This window comes from Maribacter aquimarinus, assembly GCF_047345505.1.
Classification (GTDB): domain Bacteria; phylum Bacteroidota; class Bacteroidia; order Flavobacteriales; family Flavobacteriaceae; genus Maribacter.
The window spans coordinates 43,644-61,378 of sequence record NZ_JBLFEO010000026.1 but is presented as its reverse complement, the minus strand read 5'-3'; the positions used below and the strand labels follow the sequence as shown (position 1 = coordinate 61,378).

The window sequence follows — 17,735 nt, the reverse complement described above, 5'->3', positions numbered from 1 at the left end:
ACTACCTCGGTCACATAGCGTTGGTTTCCATCGTCCATGGTGTAGGTCCTGGTCTTCAGTTTTCCCACAATGCCCACTTCCTTGCCTTTCGCAACATGGTTCTCCACAATTTCGGCCGTCTTGCCCCAGGCCACCACGGTATGCCAGTTGGTGTCCGTTCGTTTTTCGCCCTTGGCACCCTTGTAGTGTTCGTTCGTGGCCATTGAAAAGCGGGACACTTTCTTTCCGCTTTCAAGGTTCGTAATGGTCGGGTCCTGCCCAACGTTCCCGATCAACTGTACGTGATTTTTAATCGTACTCATAATAAAATGGTTTTAGTGGCCCTCTCGTGGGCCTGATTGATATTTCCCCTTCCATCAAACTTTAATTTTAAGGGGTGTTTGTTCTTTTCTTCTGTGCACCGCACCATGGATAAAGTGGGTTTTGTCAAGACTTTTCGTGTAAAATCAGGTGTGTTTGCGACGTAGTAAAACCCTTGGGTTTTCAAGGAAGTAGAAACCTTATTTTGCGCTAAAACCTGCCTTGGTCTTGACAAGTTCCACAAGGGCATTGGCAATTCTTTTGAACGCGGATGCGTTGGAGCGTACCGGCAGTTGAGCGAAAAAAGCAGCTGCGCTCAATCTAGAATTGGCTATGCCCTGCCCGTTTTTCGCCGTCCCGAAAAACATTAAGGGCTTTATCCATTATAAACCCCTTAAAATGTCCAGGACGGCGTTTCGGTCTTTAAGGGTTTTTGGGCGGGGGCCCAAGAAGACCTCGCCGAAAACCCTGTCAAGAAGACCTAAATGACGGCTTTCCGATGAAAGGCGGACTTCATTCCCGATTTTGGCGCTGAAGCGGAGTGTTCCCGGCAGGCGCAGCGGACGGGATGAACGCAGTGGAAAGCTGAAATCGGGAATGGTGTCCAAGACCTTTGTAGGGAAGCTCTTTTTGCGCAATGGAGCGGCTTCCCGCCCTTTCAGCGGGCAGGCGTGGAATGGAGGAAAATGGGCTGAGCGGTCCGTGACAAATGAATGCACTCGTTTGGCAGGGGGTTGGCGGACTTGGCCCCAAAGCTGTAGCTCGGAATGTGGCTTGACCGTTTCCCGTTTTTTTACGGGATATGGCGGTCAAGTGGAATGTAGGGCGTAAGCTTTGGGGTCGTGTCCCAGATTTTTGTCAGGGAAGCGCTTTTCCCGCAATGTAGCTTTTCGCGGAATGAAGGTGAATGGGCTAATCAGGCTAATTTTATTCTATCATTTCAACTTTGTTAATAGTTTAAGCGCTGATAATTGAATCACTGCATCGGTATTCCCCTCATCCTTTCAAATTGCCGGTATGCATTGTCAATGCGCTTCTTGGGCGCTTTTTTAAATTCACTTTCTGTTACGCCGTACTGTTTTTGAACACTGTCCAACTTCAAATGAAGACCTTCAATGATTGCGGCATAGGAAGGGTCGTCAATGGAGTTGTTCAGTTCTTTTGGATCTTTTTCGAGGTCATAGAATTCCCAAGTATCAATATCATCATAAAAGTGCATTAACTTGAACCGATCGGTTCTGATTCCGTAGTGCTTTTTGACCATATGAAACGCTGGAAAGTCATAGTAATGGTAATAGATGACGTTCCTAAAATCTTGGGAAGGGGTTTCGCCAGACAATATTCCCTTTAGGGAAACACCTTGCATACTGTGCGACTTTTCAGCAAAGCCGGCATAGTCCAAGAACGTGGGCGCAAAATCCAGGTTTTGCACCAGGGCGTCTACTTTTTGACCTGGTGCAATTTCTTTGGGGTACTGCACAAGAAGCGGTGTGCCAAAAGATTCTTCATACATAAATCTTTTATCGAACATTCCTTTTTCTCCCAGATAGAAGCCTTGGTCCGAGGTGTAGACCACCAGGGTGTTTTCATCTAACTTGTGCGCTTCAAGATAATCCAAAATTTGTCCCACCCCTTCATCGACCGAGGCAATGGTGGCCATATAATCCCTCAAATATCGTTGTCCCTTCCATTTTGCCAGTTCCTTTCCCTTGGGGTTTGCCTTGTGAAAGGCATTGTTCTTTGCCAGGTATGCGGTGTCCCACTGCGAACGTTGTTTGGATGTCATACGTTCAAAATCCGTGGTCCAGGGATTATGGGCAAGTTCGGTTTTCCCAAAACCCGAGGTCATTTTTAGGTCGTGGCCTTCGTACATGTCTTTGTAAATGGTCTGTAACTGTTGCGAAGCCGCAATTTGATTCCCAAAGCTTGGAAAATAGGTTTTGGGAAGGGGAAAGGTGACGCTGTCGTACAAGTTGGTATGTCGCAGGGCGGGCATCCAATTTCTATGTGGTGCCTTGTGCTGTACCATCAACAGGAAAGGCGCGGTATCGCGTTCTTTGCTTTTCAACCAGGACAGTGCATCCTTGGTGATCAAGTCCGTGGCATAGCCTTCCACACGGATCGTGTCCTGGCCTTGAACGAAGTCAGGGTTGTAATAGTTGCCCTGATCTACCAAGATCTTCCACTCATCAAAACCTTCTGGGGTACCGTGGAGATGCCATTTGCCAAATAGTGCCGTGGAATAGCCGGCTTCTTGCAACATTTTGGGGAAGGTGGGCTGTGAGCCATCAAACCTATCCCCATTTTGCCTGAAACCATTAATGTGACTGTGCTTTCCGGTTAGGATAACAGCCCTACTTGGTCCGCAGATGGAGTTTGTTACATAGCTTCGGTTAAAAAGTACTCCGTTTTGGGCGATCCTATCAATGTTGGGCGTGGGCGCAAGCTGGCCCAAGGGATGTCCATAAGCACTTAAGGCTTGTATGGCATGGTCATCGGACATAATGAACACGATATTGGGCCTTTTGCCTTCTCTGAGAGCCGTCTTCTCATCCGCTTCCCCACAGGAAAATAGGCACACAATGAAAAATAGTACTATTATGGTCGATTTCATATTTAGTATTAGATTATGTTCTCTTTCCAAGTGTTGCCATGGCGTATGTTGATGTATATGGCGAATTATCAAAATAGTAATCGAAAACACCGAATTTGTCCAATCATCACCTCTTATATAACCAACAGTCAATTTTCTGTCGCTATATAAATTTTCAAGCCTTTATCGGTGGTTTTAGAAACATAAAACAGTAAGTTTCCAAGAATTTTTTCCCACAACGGTAATCGCAGACCATCGATTAGGTCTGGAAGACATTCTTTTTAGTGCCAAGAGAAATGGGCTTGAAACAAACCCCATTTCACTGCTGAGTTACGCCATTAAATGGATTACAGGACATTTACATCGTGAAAAAGGCATCTTTGGACGCCCTCATTCAACCAGTTTAAAAGTGGTCTTCAACTCTGTGTTGGAGTCCGTGCCCACATAAACTTCAAAATCTCCTGGTTCCGATACGAAGTTCAGCTTGGCATTATGGAACTTTAGGTCATTGGGCCGCAAATCAAATGTAACGGTTTTCCTTTCTCCCTGTTTCAAGAAGATTTTCTTAAAACCTTTTAAGGCCCTCTTTGGGGGGGTTATGCTTCGCACCACATCCCTCAAGTACAGTTGCACCACTTCGTGGCCGCTATAATCACCTGTGTTTTTAACTGTTACACTGACGGACACCGTTTCTTCGGGCCCAACTTGGTCTTTATTTATGTGTACATCGAAATATTCAAAGTGGGTATAGCTCAATCCATAACCAAAAGGCAACAGGGGTTCGTTGGGGGCATCCAAGTAATTGGTCTTAAATTTTTCGAATGTTGATGATGGCTGCGGCCTACCTGTGTTCTTGATGCTGTGGTAAATGGGTATTTGGCCCACATTGAGCGGCCAGGTGGCCGTTAACTTACCCGACGGGTTGTAAGCGCCAAACAGCACATCGGCAACAGCGTTTCCGGCCTCGACCCCCGGAAACCATACTTGAAGAATGCTCACGGGGAGCTCCATTTCTTCCTCGATGGTCAAAGGTCTACCGCTCATGAGCACCAATACCACGGGTGTATTCGTCAGGACAAGGGCTCTGATCAGTTTTTTTTGGGTTTCAGGTAGGTCCAAATCGGTTTTGCTGGCCGATTCCCCGGACATTTCAGAGGCTTCCCCGACCACAGCAACGACTACATCTGCCTTTTTGGCCACTTCCACCGCTTCTTTCCGCATTTCCTCTGGGCTGCGTGCGTCCATTACAACACGGGGCCCAAAGACATTTACATTTTTGGCCATTACCGTATCATTGGTAATGTTGGCGCCCTTGGCGTACAGGATATTTGCATTTGGGGCCACATTCTTAATTCCCTCCAGAATGGGAATGGACAGTTGCGGGTCTCCCGTTGGGGCCCAGGTGCCCAGCATATTGTTTTTGCTGTTGGCCAGGTCGCCTATCAAAGCGATGGTACCTTCCTTTTTAAGGGGCAAGGTGTTCCTATGTTTCTTGAGCAGCACAAAGGTTTGGGCCGCTACTTCCCGGGCAATCTTTCGGTGTTCCTTCGTGAGAATATCCCGTTGGGGTCGTTTTGTGTCGATGTAACGATAGGGATCCTGGAACAGGCCTAGTTTGTGTTTGGCCTCAAGTATCCTTCGACAGGCAGCCGTTATGTCCTCCTCTGTGATTTTTCGCTCCTCCAGGGATTTGCGCAGGGTCGTCAAAAACCCCTCGCCCACCATATCCATATCCAGGCCGGCCTTCAGTGCCAGTGCCGAAACGGCCTGTAGGTCTCCAAGTCCGTGCGCTACCATTTCATTGACGGAGGTGTAATCTGAAACCACAAATCCGTTGAATCCCCAACGCTGTCGCAACAATTCGGTCAACAGCCATCTATTTCCCGATGCGGGCACTCCGTCCACATCATTGAAGGAGGTCATGATACTGCCAACACCGGCCTCGATCGCCGCCTTAAAGGGGGGCAAGTATTCATTGTACATTCTTATTTTGCTCATGTCCACGGTATTGTAGTCCCTACCTGCCTCAGAGGCACCGTAAAGCGCAAAATGTTTAACACAGGCCATCATCGTTCTGGTCGCGGCAAGGTCATTTCCTTGATAGCCATTGACCATTGCTTTGGCAATTTCGGAACCCAAATAGGGATCTTCGCCCGCGCCCTCCGCAATACGTCCCCACCGCGGGTCGCGCGCTATGTCCACCATAGGGGAAAAGTTCCAATTGACACCATCTGCGGTTGCTTCCAGAGCGGCAATTTCAGCCGTCTTGCGCAATAGTTCCATATCCCAGGAAGAAGATAGGCCCAGGGGTATGGGAAAAGTGGTCTTGTACCCGTGAATAATATCCGATCCAAAAAAAAGCGGAATCCCCAACCGGGTATGTTTAACGGCATAATCTTGGGCCATTTTTATTTTTTCAGGACCGGAGATGCCAAAGAGTCCGCCCACTTGTCCTGCCTTTATTTTTGCCTCCACATTGGTGCTTACCACGGATCCTGTGGCAATGCCACCGCCGGGAGTGACCAAATTCAACTGACCAATTTTTTCATCTATCGTCATTTTGGACAAGAGCGATTCCACTTCCGGTATGGTCTGCTGCGCACTGGAGCGGATGGCCCATAGGACAAAGAAAATTTGTATGGTGATAATGGCATTGATTTTCATCTTACTGGACTTTTAAGGGATTGTTTACTTCACTTTGATTACTTCCGAGGTTTCGGAAACACCGTTTTCATTGAATGCCTCTATGGTAAAATAGTAGGATTGGTCCGTGTTCAAAGACCTTAGATCAAGGGCGTTGTCCCCATAGACCATCCAAGAGCTGTAGAGCTTGTCCGGTGCAATGCCCCACAGCACGTTATATCCGTCCGCTTTTGGTACGGGGTCCCAGCTGACCATAGCGGTTCTTCGGTCTTTCCCCCGAACAATGTTACCTTTTTTAACCGCTTTCGGAGACTTTCCAGAGCCAAGCCCAAATACCCTGATGTCAGATACGGAAAGGTGGGGCGTGGGCACATGGTAATTTGTATACCGGATATAGCGTATTTTCTCTTTACCGTGCACCTCATTATAATCATTGGGCACATCCTTGAAGTTATTGCGCTGGTCCACCAAGGGCATCCATCTTTGGCCATCCAGAGATCCCTCTATGAGGTACCTATGGTGCAGACCTTCGATCTTGCCGTACAAATTGGAATTGTAGTCATTGTAATTGACTTGGATTGCTTTTACAAGCGAAGGCCGTAATAGATCGATCTCCACTTGTTCGCCTTTTTTGTTGCTCTCCGCCACCCAGAAAGTCTGTACGTCCTCATCTACCAAATTACTCGCTTCATGACCCTTTAGGGCGGAAGAGGTGCTCACCGGTTTTTTGTAAGACAACAGCATCCAACCCGTAAACGACCCATTTTTATGGGGCACACTGGGTGCATGGTGTGGATAGTCCCCAAATCTCGTGTTGCTGTGCATGGTTCCATCTTTGTCAAAAAAGGTGGGGAACATCCCTATGCGCCGCTCCCAACCCACCGTGACATTGACGGCCATTGAGGCAAAGTGCCAATAGGTTTCCCATGGCCCCACTACCGTGCTTCCGTGGCCCGCACCATTGATGAACCCGCCGGGCTTGTAAGAAAAAGGATTGTGTGCCGCATACTCAAAGGGACCAAGGGGAGAGGAGCTGGTATAAACACCATCGGCATAAACATCAAATTCGGTTCCCGGAGCGCCATACTGTAGATAATAGGTGTCTTTGTGTTTTGTCATCCAAGGTCCTTCAATGTAACCACTCAAGATGGTATCCCTATGGTTTTCCCCAAAGCGTTCCCAGCCGTGTTCGTCCGGTTTAAGGTTGAAGAGCTCATAAGTTTCTTCTGAAGGTTTGAATCTGTCTGCCATCTCCAATTTTTTGGCCCGTATTGGAAATTTATTAGAAGAACCCCAATATACAAAGGCCTCATCGTTGTCATCAATGAACAGTGCAGGGTCTTGCAGGCGTGTAAGAATGCCCGGGGTGGCTTTCCAGTCCCCTTTTTTGGGATTGTCCGTGTACAAAATGCTCATTTGGCCGGATGGATCACCGGCAACATAGAGCAAGGAATCCCTGTAATTGAAAGCCGCTGGGGCATTGGATCCTTGAAAGTACCATTTCTCTGGGACAATGAATTCCCAATGGTTCAAATCGGTTGAACGCCAATACCCCATTGAGCGGGTAACGAACATATAATACGCGTTCCTGAACTTTACCACAGCTGGATCTGCCCCCGATCGATAGCTCATGTCCTTGTAGGAGTTGTAGATCATATAGGTATAATCTATATTGATGGGATTGCAATAGGTCCTTTGCTGTGCCCTGGCAGATGCCATGAAACTCAGGATTGCTCCATAGGCAAGCCACAGCAGTAGAGTGTTCCGTGTGGTTTTCATTGTTTTCGTTGTTTTGAAAATAGCCAAGGCAAGAGGGAAGGGTCTGCAAATGCGGGATCCCAACTGTTGTGGCCAGTGTTGTCGTACAAGGTCATTTTGGGGCTTCCGCCGTAGTGTAATATTTCAGAGGCCATATCCAAGGATAGCTGCGGGTGCACCACATTGTCATCGGCACCGTGGAACAGCCAAATGGGCGTGTCCCAAAAGCAGCTTGCACCTTGTGGCCATCCACCTCCGCAGATGGCAATTGCCGCCGCAAACGTGCTTGGTTTTCTGTAGAGCACTTCAAAGGTGCCCATGCCCCCCATGGACAAGCCCATGACATACACTTGGTTTTTGGCAACAAACTGCTTTTCCATAACATCATCCATCAGGCCCATTAGGCTTTTCATGGCGTTTGTGGGTGGTTTTTTATAATTGAAAACCAGTTCAATTGGTGTTTTACTGCGGTCTATTGATACGTTGGACCAGTAATCTTCCTCTGGGCACTGCGGAAACACCACTATAACGGGAAAGCGGTTTCTAACTTCTTCATCCGTAAAAAGGGAGCTTCCGTGCACCAGTTGTTTTTCATTGTCATTTCCACGCTCCCCCGCACCGTGCAAAAAGAAGATCAAGGGATATTGTTTGTTCTCAGAAAAATCCTTGGGATAGAGCACCCTATATAACAAGGTGTCCCCCGACTGAATGAAGTTTGCTGTCTTATATTCTTTATCTTGGCCCCAACTGGCCATAGTAATGCAAAGAGTGAAAAGAATGACGTGTTTATTTGCCAGCATATGTAAAACCGAGTTTATCAAGTCCGGCCCGTACCTCTGTGTTTTGCATAAACAAATCCCAGAGAAGGCCTGTCCTGTAATTTTCAATCATTATGATCTGAGGTCCTTGGTCAATGGCCAGATATGCTTCGGCCACCCAGAAATTGAACTGGGGGCTAAAAGCATCGTAAAAACCTGCGGGGCCCAAAAGCTTGTCCTTGTGGCCATAAAAATAATGCATGGCCCTCAAGGATTCCTCTGGCGCATAGGGAAGTGAGCTTATAGCCGCCGTTGGTGAAATAACCCCGGTATCGTTTACGGGTGAGTGGGCCGTGTACCCGATACCGCCGTCACTGTTTCGGGTATAGCTGGCCGTCAATCCCCAGCAGTTCTCTCCATAATCCTTGAATTTTTTTGGGTTTTCCACGGCATACTCGTAATTGATCATGATATGGTTCACGGCGGCCGTTCCATAGTCCACATACGCATCCGATAGGCCCTGGGGGTTGAGTCCCAGAAAGGAATAATGCGAGAAAAACAGAGGTCCTCCATATAGGGGTGAACCGGGGTGCTCCACGACCAAGGGGTAGCCATAATTGGTATTGGCGGACGCTATGGATCCATTGGACGCCCATCCATTTTCATACACTTCCTTTGAAATCCCATATTCTGGAGATGCTGCGGCCAAGACGTAGGTGATCAGGGTTTCGTTATACCCCCGTATCATTAAATTGATGTCGAAGCCGTAGGTTGGGCTCCAATGCCAAAATAGGGCATTTTGTCCTTGGGTGTACCCGTTCCACTCCACACCCTTCCATAGTGCATCGGCCTTATTGGCCAAGGTTTTTTCGGTATCTGAACCCTCTTTAAAGTATTCCTTTACACAGATAAGCCCTTGGGCCAACAGTGCTGTTTCCACCAGGTCCCCACCATTGTCCTTGGCACTGAAGGGAATTACCTTACCTGTATTTCCATTGAGCCAATGGGGCCAGGCGCCCCGAAAACGCTCGGCTGTTTCCAAAAAGGACACTATTTTGTTTAAACGCTGCACGGCCTCCGCCCTGCTCACATAACCGCGTTCCACTCCCACCAGAATGGCCATTAGGCCAAACCCGGTGCCACCCATCGTCACCGTGTTTTGGTCGTTATCGGGATCGTTGGGGTGGTAGCGCTCCCTGGCGGCCCCGGAAACGGGGTGTGCAAATTCCCAGAAATAGTTAAACGTTCTCTCCTGTGTCAGGTCCATTAATTCCTCATCCGTGAGTTCTACTTCCGGCTCCGGTTCCGGATCGGGCAATTCGGAATTTCCTGTGGGGCCCGGGCCGTCATTGTCTATGCAAGCGCAGGCAAAAAAGAGGGTTATAGTTCCCATTACAAGGTTTATCCATCTTTTCATCTGTTTATTTTTATTGGGTTTTTGTAGGTCAGCCCTGCCCGTTCCGGTTCGGGCAGGTGTGATTTTCCACGTCCAAATTGATTTTTTAAAGGTGTTCATGAACCTTCGGTTTCGCCAATAAACATATCTCTGGGCATTAAGATTGGTTATGGCTCATTTCATGGCAAATAGATTTGGTTTTGGCTATGTCACTTTCATTTTTCAATCTTACCACAACGGTTATGGGCCAGTGTTCTGCGAGGTGTCTTCAACAATGAAACCCAATCTGTCCAAACCACGCCTTAAATCTTCATTTTGCATGAACAGCTTCCATAAAAGACCGGTTCTGTGATTTTCAATCATTACCGGAATGGGACCTTGGTCAATGGCCAAATATCTAGGAGGACTCCAATTCTTCTCAAAACTGAAGGCGTCATAGGGGCCATATTTACCGATCAGTGAATCGTGTTCCGTGTACAAGTGCCGCAAGAACCCCAGACTTTCCTTGGGCGTATATGGTATGGAAGAGAGTGCCGCGGTGGGGGCAATGACACCAAGGTCTTCATCTGGCCTATGGCCGGCATAACCGTTAATGGAGTAACTGGATGTGAGCCCCCAACAGCTTTCCCCGTAACCTTTAAAATGGTTTGGGTTTTCCACGGCGTGCCTGTAATTGATCAAGGCATGGTTTTGGTTCACTTCCCAATAATCTGCATATTGATCGCTCAACCCCCTCGGGTCCAGTCCCAAATAAGAATAATGTGCCCAAAACAATGGCCCCACCGGGGCATTTCCATGTTCATAATGGTTGATTTCCGTTGTTAAGCCATAATAGGTCGTATCCTTTTTAATTGCCCCGTTACCTGCCCAGCCTTGTTCGTACACCTCTTTGGGGATGGCATGTTTGGGAGAGGCTGCCGCCAAGACATACATAATAAGCGCTTCATTGTAGCCACCCACGGGAAAATTCATTTCCCACCCATAGTTGGGAGACCAATGCCAATACAAGGTGTTTTCCTTTTTGGTGTACCAAGAAAAATCCACCTCCTCCCACAGCTGTTGAATTTGGTTTCGAAGCTTTTCTTCACGTGGGTTGTTCTTGTTGAAATACTCTTTCGCGGTCAAAAGGCCTTGAAGCAAAAAGGAAGTCTCCACCAGATCGCCCCCATCATCTTTTTCGCTGAAAGGTGCGGTACGGCCCGTGGGCATTAACCAATGGGGCCACACCCCGTGGAAGCGGTCTGCCCTTTGCAAAAAACCAATGCTCTTTTCATAGCGGTCCAGGGCCTGTTCCCGTGTAATGAAATTTCTTTCCACACCCACTAAAATGGCCATTAAACCAAACCCGGAACCACCAATGGTCACTATGTCCTTATCGTGGTTTGGATATACATTGTCCAGATGGATGCGTTCCCGCGCCAAACCAGAGGTTGGTTCTGCGCCTTCCCAGAAATAGTTAAAGGTCTGGTGTTGTACCAAGTCCATCAGCTCCTCATCAGAGATCCGGGGTTCAGCTTTGGCAAGGGCTGCTTTTTGCACCTTGTCCTTTTTACTATCGTTACATCCTGATAATGCCATCGCCAGCACGACTATAATAGCTGACGTCCACATAAAAAGATTTTTCATTTTCATTTTATTTCAACTCTCAAATCAGTCCGGGCTATTGGGTGGTTTGGCCACTAGGGAGCGAGAAGTTGTGATTCTCTCCAAACACTATATTTTCACCTAAGAACTCCAGTTTGCTTTCGTGTCCCAACAGTTGCCAGCCCTGAATGATTTGAATCTTAGCTCTTTTACGATTTCAAGTGATTAGGCTTGTTCATTCCAGCACTGCAAAGGCCAAGGAATACATTGCTATTGGCTACTATTCCCTGAGTTCTGTTATTTCCCAGCTGTCCTTGATTGCTTGGAAAATAAATTAATCAGATCCCATCACGGCCAAGACCTGTTCGGGTGTCAGCGCTTTATTGAAGAAACGGAGTTCGTCCATAAAACTAAGGTCCGAGCCATGGCCCCATTCGGTGAACCTGGGTGCTCCGGAGGCGATGGAGAGCACATCGCAGCCCGTCCAGTCTATTCCAGAAAAGTCCGATGCCTGCACCTGCGCACCATTGAGATACACAATGGCCTGGTCATTGGATATGGTAAAGGCAATGTGCACCCAATCATCCACTTCGGGGTCTATGTCTGCCGCTGCGCCACCATCCACCCAAGTGTCTGCCGTACCATCGCCCACATTCAACTTGATGCGCTGAAGGCCGCCTGCATTTTCCCTGAACAATCTAAAGCCGTGCGTGCGCAGATTTTGCACCTCTGGGTATTCTGCCCGTTCTGTATCCGGTGGCCCCATTACCAAGATGCCGCCACGATCAGGGGTTGCATTTACTTTGTACCAGAACGCAGCACTGAATTCTTCGGTGGTGAGGTCGGTGGTGGGAAAGGTCAGGTACGCATCGGTTGCTCCCGCAAAGGCATTTGTGCCTTCTTTGGCCTCTCCGGCAAAGCCTGTTGTGCCTACCATCGTGGCCTCCTCATTGGAGAATAGCTCCATATTGCTGTCGTCAAATGGCATATAAAACATTTCTCCTTCAAATGTCCCCGTGTATTCATTTGGGTCCACACCGGAGTCATCTTCCATTATGGTCTGGATTTCCTCTTGGGTCAGGGCTTTGTTAAATATGCGCAGCTCGTCCATAAAGCTCAGATCGGAAAAATGGTTCCAACCACTAAAATTTGGGGCACCGGACATTATGGACAATACATCCACATCCGTCCAATCAATTCCATTGAACGGCACCTGTTGTACGATTTGACCATCTATGTAAACCGTGGCCTGACTTCCAGATATGGTAAAGGCCATGTTCACCCATTTTCCGAGATTGGGATCAACATCGGCCGCTTCACCGCCATCTACCCACTGGCCACCCGATCCAAAACCGGCGTTTAGTTTATAGCGTTGCTCTCCGCCTGCATTTTCCCGGAAGAAACGGAATCCGGAGGTGAGCACATTACCCCCATTGGCATCCATGGGCGGGCTCATGACCAATAATCCGGCCCGATCGGGATCGGCGTTGACCTTTGTCCAGAAAATGGCACTGAACTCAGGGGTCTTCAACCTATCTGCGGGAAGTGTAAGGTAGGAATCCGTTGCGCCTGCGTAGGCAGCCGTACCGTTTAGGGCATCGTCCGTAAAGGCGGGGTTCCCGACGGCTTGGGCCGTCTCAAAACTAATGAGATCCACAAAATCGCCATCAAAGGGCATATAAAGTACTTCCCCATCGTATTTTTTGACGTAGGCGGGCTCTTTTTCAAAAGATACCGAGCTAGAGGTCGTTTTACCGTCCAAATCCACTGCGGTAACAGTGAGGGTATATGATCCATCCGCCAATCCATCAACAACAAGATCTTCCACAAGTAGCCTTCGGTAATCCTTGAAATCCGTGAAGGTGCCAATGATCTCGTCATTGAGCGTCACGGTAACCGAGCCCACTTCCACATCGTCGGTAACTTCAAAATCTATGGCCACTTCCGCAAAATCTGCCAACACTTTTATTTTTGAACCATCCAAAGGGGCTTTTATGGTGACTACGGGAGCCGTTGCATCTGCAGGTGGTTCTATGGCCGTGATGCCATCTATTCCTTGATCACAGGCAGTGAAAAATAAAATCGTTACTAAAAAAGGGACTATGCTTGTAAAACGTTTCATGGCTTTTGGTTTTTGCTGTTAGTTAGCCTCCAAGATGGGGAATCTGTCCACTTGGGGTTGGGGATAAGGGAGAAATTTCAAATTTTCGGAAAAAGTTCTTCCGTCATAATTCAACTCATCATACCTGCCGAGACGGATCAAATCAAAATAACGCTTGCCCCATTCCATTCCGAGTTCGGCAAATTTTTCATCTATGATCTCATCAAGGTTTACGCCAGAAAGCGGGGGCATATTGGCCCTTTCCCGCACTAGGTTCACCGCGGCATCCGCGCTTATGGAGGTAGGTGCGGCTCCTTGGGCCACGGCCTCGGCATACATCAGCAAAACCTCACCATAGCGCAGCACGTTATAGTTTTTGTTGCTGCCATAACTTGTTCTTCCCGGAATGAGCTGATTTGAGGGCAGATAGTGCTTTCCACTGGCAAAAAGGGCGCGGGGATAGTCATTGATGATATCGCCATCCCGGGTAGTGTTGCTTACAAAGCTTGGCAGGTCTTGATAAGCCGGATCGGTTCTCAGTTCCGTTATGCCGCGATCTGTAAAGAGTACACTGGTTTCCAAGCGCACGGTCTCACCCCGGTCCAGCATGAACTTAATGAATTTTTGACTGGGTTCATAAAAACCCCACCCACTGCTGGAGCCCTCTACCGCCGGGGTCCAGTTTTGTGGGCCATACGGTGCATAAAGATGCCCTTCCCGATCACCTTCACCTTGGCCAAAATCGGAATACTGCAGATCCAGAATGCTCTCATCACTGAGCTTTCCAGGTGTCTTGAAGAGCTCATAGAAATCTGGGTATAGGCTGAATTTTCCCGAGTTGATGATCTGTCCAGTGGCATCCGCGACAGCTTCATAGTTTTCCAATTCTTGGTTGGCCAGTGCTTTTATGGCCAGGGCCGTGTATTTGGTGACCCCGCCCGGAAGGTCTTGCCTTTCGTTGGGTCTTAGATCGGGCAGGAAAGGAATGGCCTCATCCATCTGGTCGGATAGATGTTGCATTACCTCCGCTTGTGTGGGTACCTCTGTCAAATCCAGAAGTTCGTTGGGGTCCGAATTCCGAGGAATGAACACACCTCCCCAAACTTGCGAAATATGGAAAAGCATAATGGCCCGCAGCACCTTTGCCTCGGCAATGTACTGATCTCCTTCCGCTTGGCCCGCTTCATTGGCGAATTCTTGGTAACGCGTTATCTGTTCCATGGCCGTATGGGCCGTGATCACATCAACATACATATTCTCCCAAAGAGAATTGTACATCCAATAATCCTTGTCATAGTTGAACAGGTCCGTATCCGTAAACTGTTGTTGGTCTCCCAAACCTCCCGCATTCACGTCATCTCCTCTAACGGATATCAATAGGGGCTGTTCCCAACCTCTTGAGTGAAAAGCGGCGTACACACCAATAATGGATAATTTCATATCCTCGGTTTTGGTAAAGTCCGTGCCACCGGCAAAATTGTTGTTCTCTTGTGGGGCGTCCAATTGGTCGGAACAGCCCAGGATGGCCATGGCAAATGCCATGATCAAAATAGGTGATAGCTTCTTGTTTAAGGGTTTCATAGCTTTATCTTTTAAATTTTAATGTTCACTCCCATCGTGTACACGGCAGGGATGGGATAGGTCTGATTGTCCACTCCGTTGGCCACCTCTGGGTTAAATCCGTTGTAGTTAAACAAGGTCAATGGTCTCTCCGCCGTTAGGTAAATCCTCGTAGTCGGAATTTTGTTGTTCTTTCCGTCCTTGTTTATGGTATATCCCAAAGTGATGTTCTGTATTCTCACATAATCCCCGTCTTCCACGTAATAATCGTTCAATCTTTGGTTCCAACCTTTGCGAACAGCTGCTGCAGATGGGTAGCTGTTTGTGGTTCCTTCCCCGTGCCACCGGTTAATCGCAAAATCGCGGTCAAAGTTGGTGTCGTTGGTGAAGATGACCTCCATACGCTTCCGATTTAGAATTTTGTTGCCTCCCTGGCCCTGGGCGGTAGCGGTGAAGTCAAAGTTTTTGTAATTGACGCCTAGATTGAAGCCAAAGGTATAGGAAGGCAGGAAAGACCCCAACACGACCCTGTCATCGTCATCAATGGTGTTCGGGTCCCCGCCATTTTCCTTGTACCTAAAATCTCCTGGAACGAGTCCGTTGGCCACTGCCACGGGATCGGCGGCAATTTCTGCTTCGTTTTGGTAAATCCCATCCGTTTCCCTTCCAAAGAAGGCGAACAGGGGCTGCCCCACGATCGATCTTTGACGGAATTCAGCGGTGCCCGCATCCAAAAAAGGTTGTTCGCTCAAACTCAACACTTCATTGCTTAAGGTAGCAAAATTTGCCCCTATGGCATAACTAAAGTCATTGGTCACGGCCTTGTTCCAACTCAGGGCCACTTCAAATCCGGAATTTCTGATTTCTCCCACGTTCTGCCTGATGGCTCCTGGAATTAGGGGCCTTTCCACCGGAATCACCGCATCTTTGGTGTCACGGATGTAATAGTCTGCTTCCAACGATAGGTTACTATCGAAAAAATTGGCTGTGATACCCACATTTGTTTCTTCAGTAACCTCCCATTTTAGGGATGTGAAATCACTTCCAGTGTTCAATCCACTGAACATTGTGTCTCCCAACGCGGTAAGGACAACGCTAGAAGTAATGGATCCACTGCTAGAGGGTACGTTGTCATTTCCCAGTTGACCCCAACTCCCTCTGAGCTTTAAGAAATCAATGCCGCGAACCCCTTGCATAAAAGACTCTTCAGAAAGGACCCAACCTGCGCCCACTGTGGGAAAATAGCCCCATTGCTCTTGGTATTTATTAGTGCCATCGGCTCTATAGGTGCCATATAATAAGTAGCGGTTGTCAAAGTTATAGGAAATCCTCCCGAAATAAGACAATCCATACTCCCTTGCCCCTCCGTCGCCTACGCTTTCCTCAACAATAGTCTGCGCTTGATCCAAGTAAAACGCTTCCTCTCCAGATAACGGAAAATTTAGTCCCGTGGCAAAAAGGGTCTGAAAGGACTCGTCCCTGAAGGAAGCTCCTCCCAATACCGTTACACTATGATCGCCAAAATCTTGGGTATAGGTAATGGTATTGTCCCATATTTGGTTGGAGATGGTGGTAGTACTTTTGGCGATGCTTGCATTCTCACGTTGAAATTGATTTCCTATAAAAAATGGTAGGCGTGTACTTCTTGAATTGAAGGTTTGAAAGTTATGATTGTACGCCGTTTTAAAAGTGAGCTTGTTTGGAATCAGTGTAGCTTCTGCGTAAAAATTAGCCAGGACATTGCGTATTCGAACCCTATTTTCGCTTGTGTCCATATTGGGAAAGGGGTTCTGGCCGCCCCGGTAACCCAGGTCTTGGGCATTGGCATAGTTTGTTGGGAAAACACTTGGGTCGTTCGCAAGATTGGGGTCCAGTACGGGCATAATGGGAACCGCAAAATAAGCGGAACGCCAGGCGCCATTTTCCCCATCGAATCGGGTTGCATTGCTGATCACCGTATTGGCTCCCATTTTTAACCAGTCATTGGCCTGGAAATCCAGCTTGGCCCTGAGGTTAAAACGTTCATAATTGTTTTCCATTTTCAAAATCCCATCCTGTTGAAAGTAGTTGGCCCCCACGGAATAGCTTACATTGTCAGCTCCTCCCGTGACGCCAAAACTATGGTTTTGAATGGGGGCGGTGCGCATGATTTCGTTGTACCAATCCGTGTTCACTGCCGGAATGTTCGGATTTACCCTGCTACGGCCATATCGTTGCATGGCATTCAAAATAAACTGTGCATCGGCAGCAGATCCAGATTCCAGGGCCAAGGTGGTGAACTGTTCCGCATTGGCCACCTTGAGAACATTCTGGCCCACTTGGTAACCCGTATAGCCATCATAGGTTATTTCAGCCTTCTTGTTAAAGCTGCCCGACTTTGTTTCAATCAGTACTACCCCATTAGCGGCGCGAACCCCATAGATGGCGGAAGCCGAGGCATCCTTTAAAACGGAGATGGAGCTGATATCTGCGGTGTTCAAGAAATCGATGTTATCAAAAAACATCCCATCAACAACATATAAGGGTGCAGAAGCTCCTGTATTATAGGAGCCTATGCCCCTAAGACGTACCGTTGGCCCCTGCCCGGGCGATCCATTGCTCACAATCTGAAGCCCCGCCACTTTACCCTGGAGGGCCTGCATGGCCTGCCCGGTGGGCACTGCTGCAATCTCTTCGGACTCGATCGTTGTAATGGCGGAAGTAAGGTCTTTGACTTTCAATTCCCCGTAACCCACCACTACCACTTCATCCAAGGCTTGGGTGTCCTCTTCCAAGATGATATCGATGTTGGTCTGGTTTGCCACGGCCACCTCTTTGGTGGCGTATCCGATATAGCTTACGGACAGGATGCCATCTGGGGGCACTCCAGCTAGGGTGAAGTTTCCGTCAAAATCCGTTTGCGTGCCTGTTGTGGTTCCCTTGAGAACGATGGAAGCCCCGGGAAGGGGGCGGTTTTCGTTGTCCAAGACCACTCCCGAGACCGTAATGGTGCCTTGCGCGGTGAGTTGTCCATATGACAATAGTAATAGCATTATCAAAAAA

At 48.2% G+C, this 17,735-nt stretch carries 10 protein-coding genes; all 10 read right to left on the bottom strand.

What is annotated here, in order from left to right; all coding sequences use genetic code 11:
- Window positions 1-302 (bottom strand): single-stranded DNA-binding protein (locus ACKWCC_RS15780; RefSeq protein ID WP_413996924.1); only part of this gene is annotated, 302 nt, incomplete at its 3' end.
- Between the two features lie 974 nt (window positions 303-1,276).
- The gene (locus ACKWCC_RS15775) at window positions 1,277-2,914 is read right to left on the bottom strand and encodes a sulfatase family protein (RefSeq protein WP_413996923.1); all 1,638 of its coding nucleotides are present in this window, start codon (window positions 2,912-2,914) and stop codon (window positions 1,277-1,279) included.
- A gap of 369 nt (window positions 2,915-3,283) precedes the next feature.
- A complete protein-coding gene (bglX, locus tag ACKWCC_RS15770; RefSeq protein ID WP_413996922.1) occupies window positions 3,284-5,557 on the bottom strand; it encodes a beta-glucosidase BglX in 2,274 nt (757 codons plus the stop codon).
- A gap of 24 nt (window positions 5,558-5,581) precedes the next feature.
- Window positions 5,582-7,315, bottom strand: a complete 1,734-nt coding sequence (locus ACKWCC_RS15765; protein WP_413996921.1) for a family 43 glycosylhydrolase — start codon at window positions 7,313-7,315, stop codon at window positions 5,582-5,584.
- The gene (locus ACKWCC_RS15760) at window positions 7,312-8,049 is read right to left on the bottom strand and encodes a carboxylesterase family protein (protein WP_413996926.1); all 738 of its coding nucleotides are present in this window, start codon (window positions 8,047-8,049) and stop codon (window positions 7,312-7,314) included. The genes ACKWCC_RS15765 and ACKWCC_RS15760 overlap by 4 nt, the downstream gene beginning before the upstream one ends.
- A 31-nt stretch (window positions 8,050-8,080) precedes the next feature.
- Window positions 8,081-9,469, bottom strand: coding sequence for a glucoamylase family protein (locus ACKWCC_RS15755; protein ID WP_413996920.1), 1,389 nt, complete (start codon window positions 9,467-9,469; stop codon window positions 8,081-8,083).
- Between the two features lie 219 nt (window positions 9,470-9,688).
- Entirely contained in the window at window positions 9,689-11,074 is a 1,386-nt protein-coding gene (locus ACKWCC_RS15750) for a glucoamylase family protein (RefSeq protein ID WP_413996919.1), read from the bottom strand.
- Between the two features lie 292 nt (window positions 11,075-11,366).
- Window positions 11,367-13,154 carry a LamG-like jellyroll fold domain-containing protein gene (locus ACKWCC_RS15745; RefSeq protein WP_413996918.1) on the bottom strand — a complete coding sequence of 596 codons (1,788 nt, stop codon included), beginning with the start codon at window positions 13,152-13,154 and terminating at the stop codon, window positions 11,367-11,369.
- Window positions 13,155-13,172: 18 nt separating this feature from the next.
- Complete coding sequence (locus tag ACKWCC_RS15740) at window positions 13,173-14,714, bottom strand: RagB/SusD family nutrient uptake outer membrane protein (protein WP_413996917.1); 1,542 nt, start codon at window positions 14,712-14,714, stop codon at window positions 13,173-13,175.
- Between the two features lie 11 nt (window positions 14,715-14,725).
- On the bottom strand, window positions 14,726-17,713 hold the full coding sequence (locus tag ACKWCC_RS15735) for a SusC/RagA family TonB-linked outer membrane protein (RefSeq protein ID WP_413996916.1): 2,988 nt from the start codon (window positions 17,711-17,713) through the stop codon (window positions 14,726-14,728).
- Between the last annotated feature and the right edge of the window lie 22 nt (window positions 17,714-17,735).

What these genes read in the sequence shown, in the direction of transcription:
- ACKWCC_RS15775 (WP_413996923.1), bottom strand. Translation starts at nt 2,914, where the DNA reads ATGAAATCGACCATAATAGTACTATTTTTCATTGTGTGCCTATTTTCC.
- ACKWCC_RS15755 (WP_413996920.1), bottom strand. Translation starts at nt 9,469, where the DNA reads ATGAAAAGATGGATAAACCTTGTAATGGGAACTATAACCCTCTTTTTT.
- ACKWCC_RS15750 (WP_413996919.1), bottom strand. Translation starts at nt 11,074, where the DNA reads ATGAAAAATCTTTTTATGTGGACGTCAGCTATTATAGTCGTGCTGGCG.
- ACKWCC_RS15760 (WP_413996926.1), bottom strand. Translation starts at nt 8,049, where the DNA reads ATGGCCAGTTGGGGCCAAGATAAAGAATATAAGACAGCAAACTTCATT.
- bglX (WP_413996922.1), bottom strand. Translation starts at nt 5,557, where the DNA reads ATGAAAATCAATGCCATTATCACCATACAAATTTTCTTTGTCCTATGG.
- ACKWCC_RS15765 (WP_413996921.1), bottom strand. Translation starts at nt 7,315, where the DNA reads ATGAAAACCACACGGAACACTCTACTGCTGTGGCTTGCCTATGGAGCA.
- ACKWCC_RS15740 (WP_413996917.1), bottom strand. Translation starts at nt 14,714, where the DNA reads ATGAAACCCTTAAACAAGAAGCTATCACCTATTTTGATCATGGCATTT.
- ACKWCC_RS15745 (WP_413996918.1), bottom strand. Translation starts at nt 13,154, where the DNA reads ATGAAACGTTTTACAAGCATAGTCCCTTTTTTAGTAACGATTTTATTT.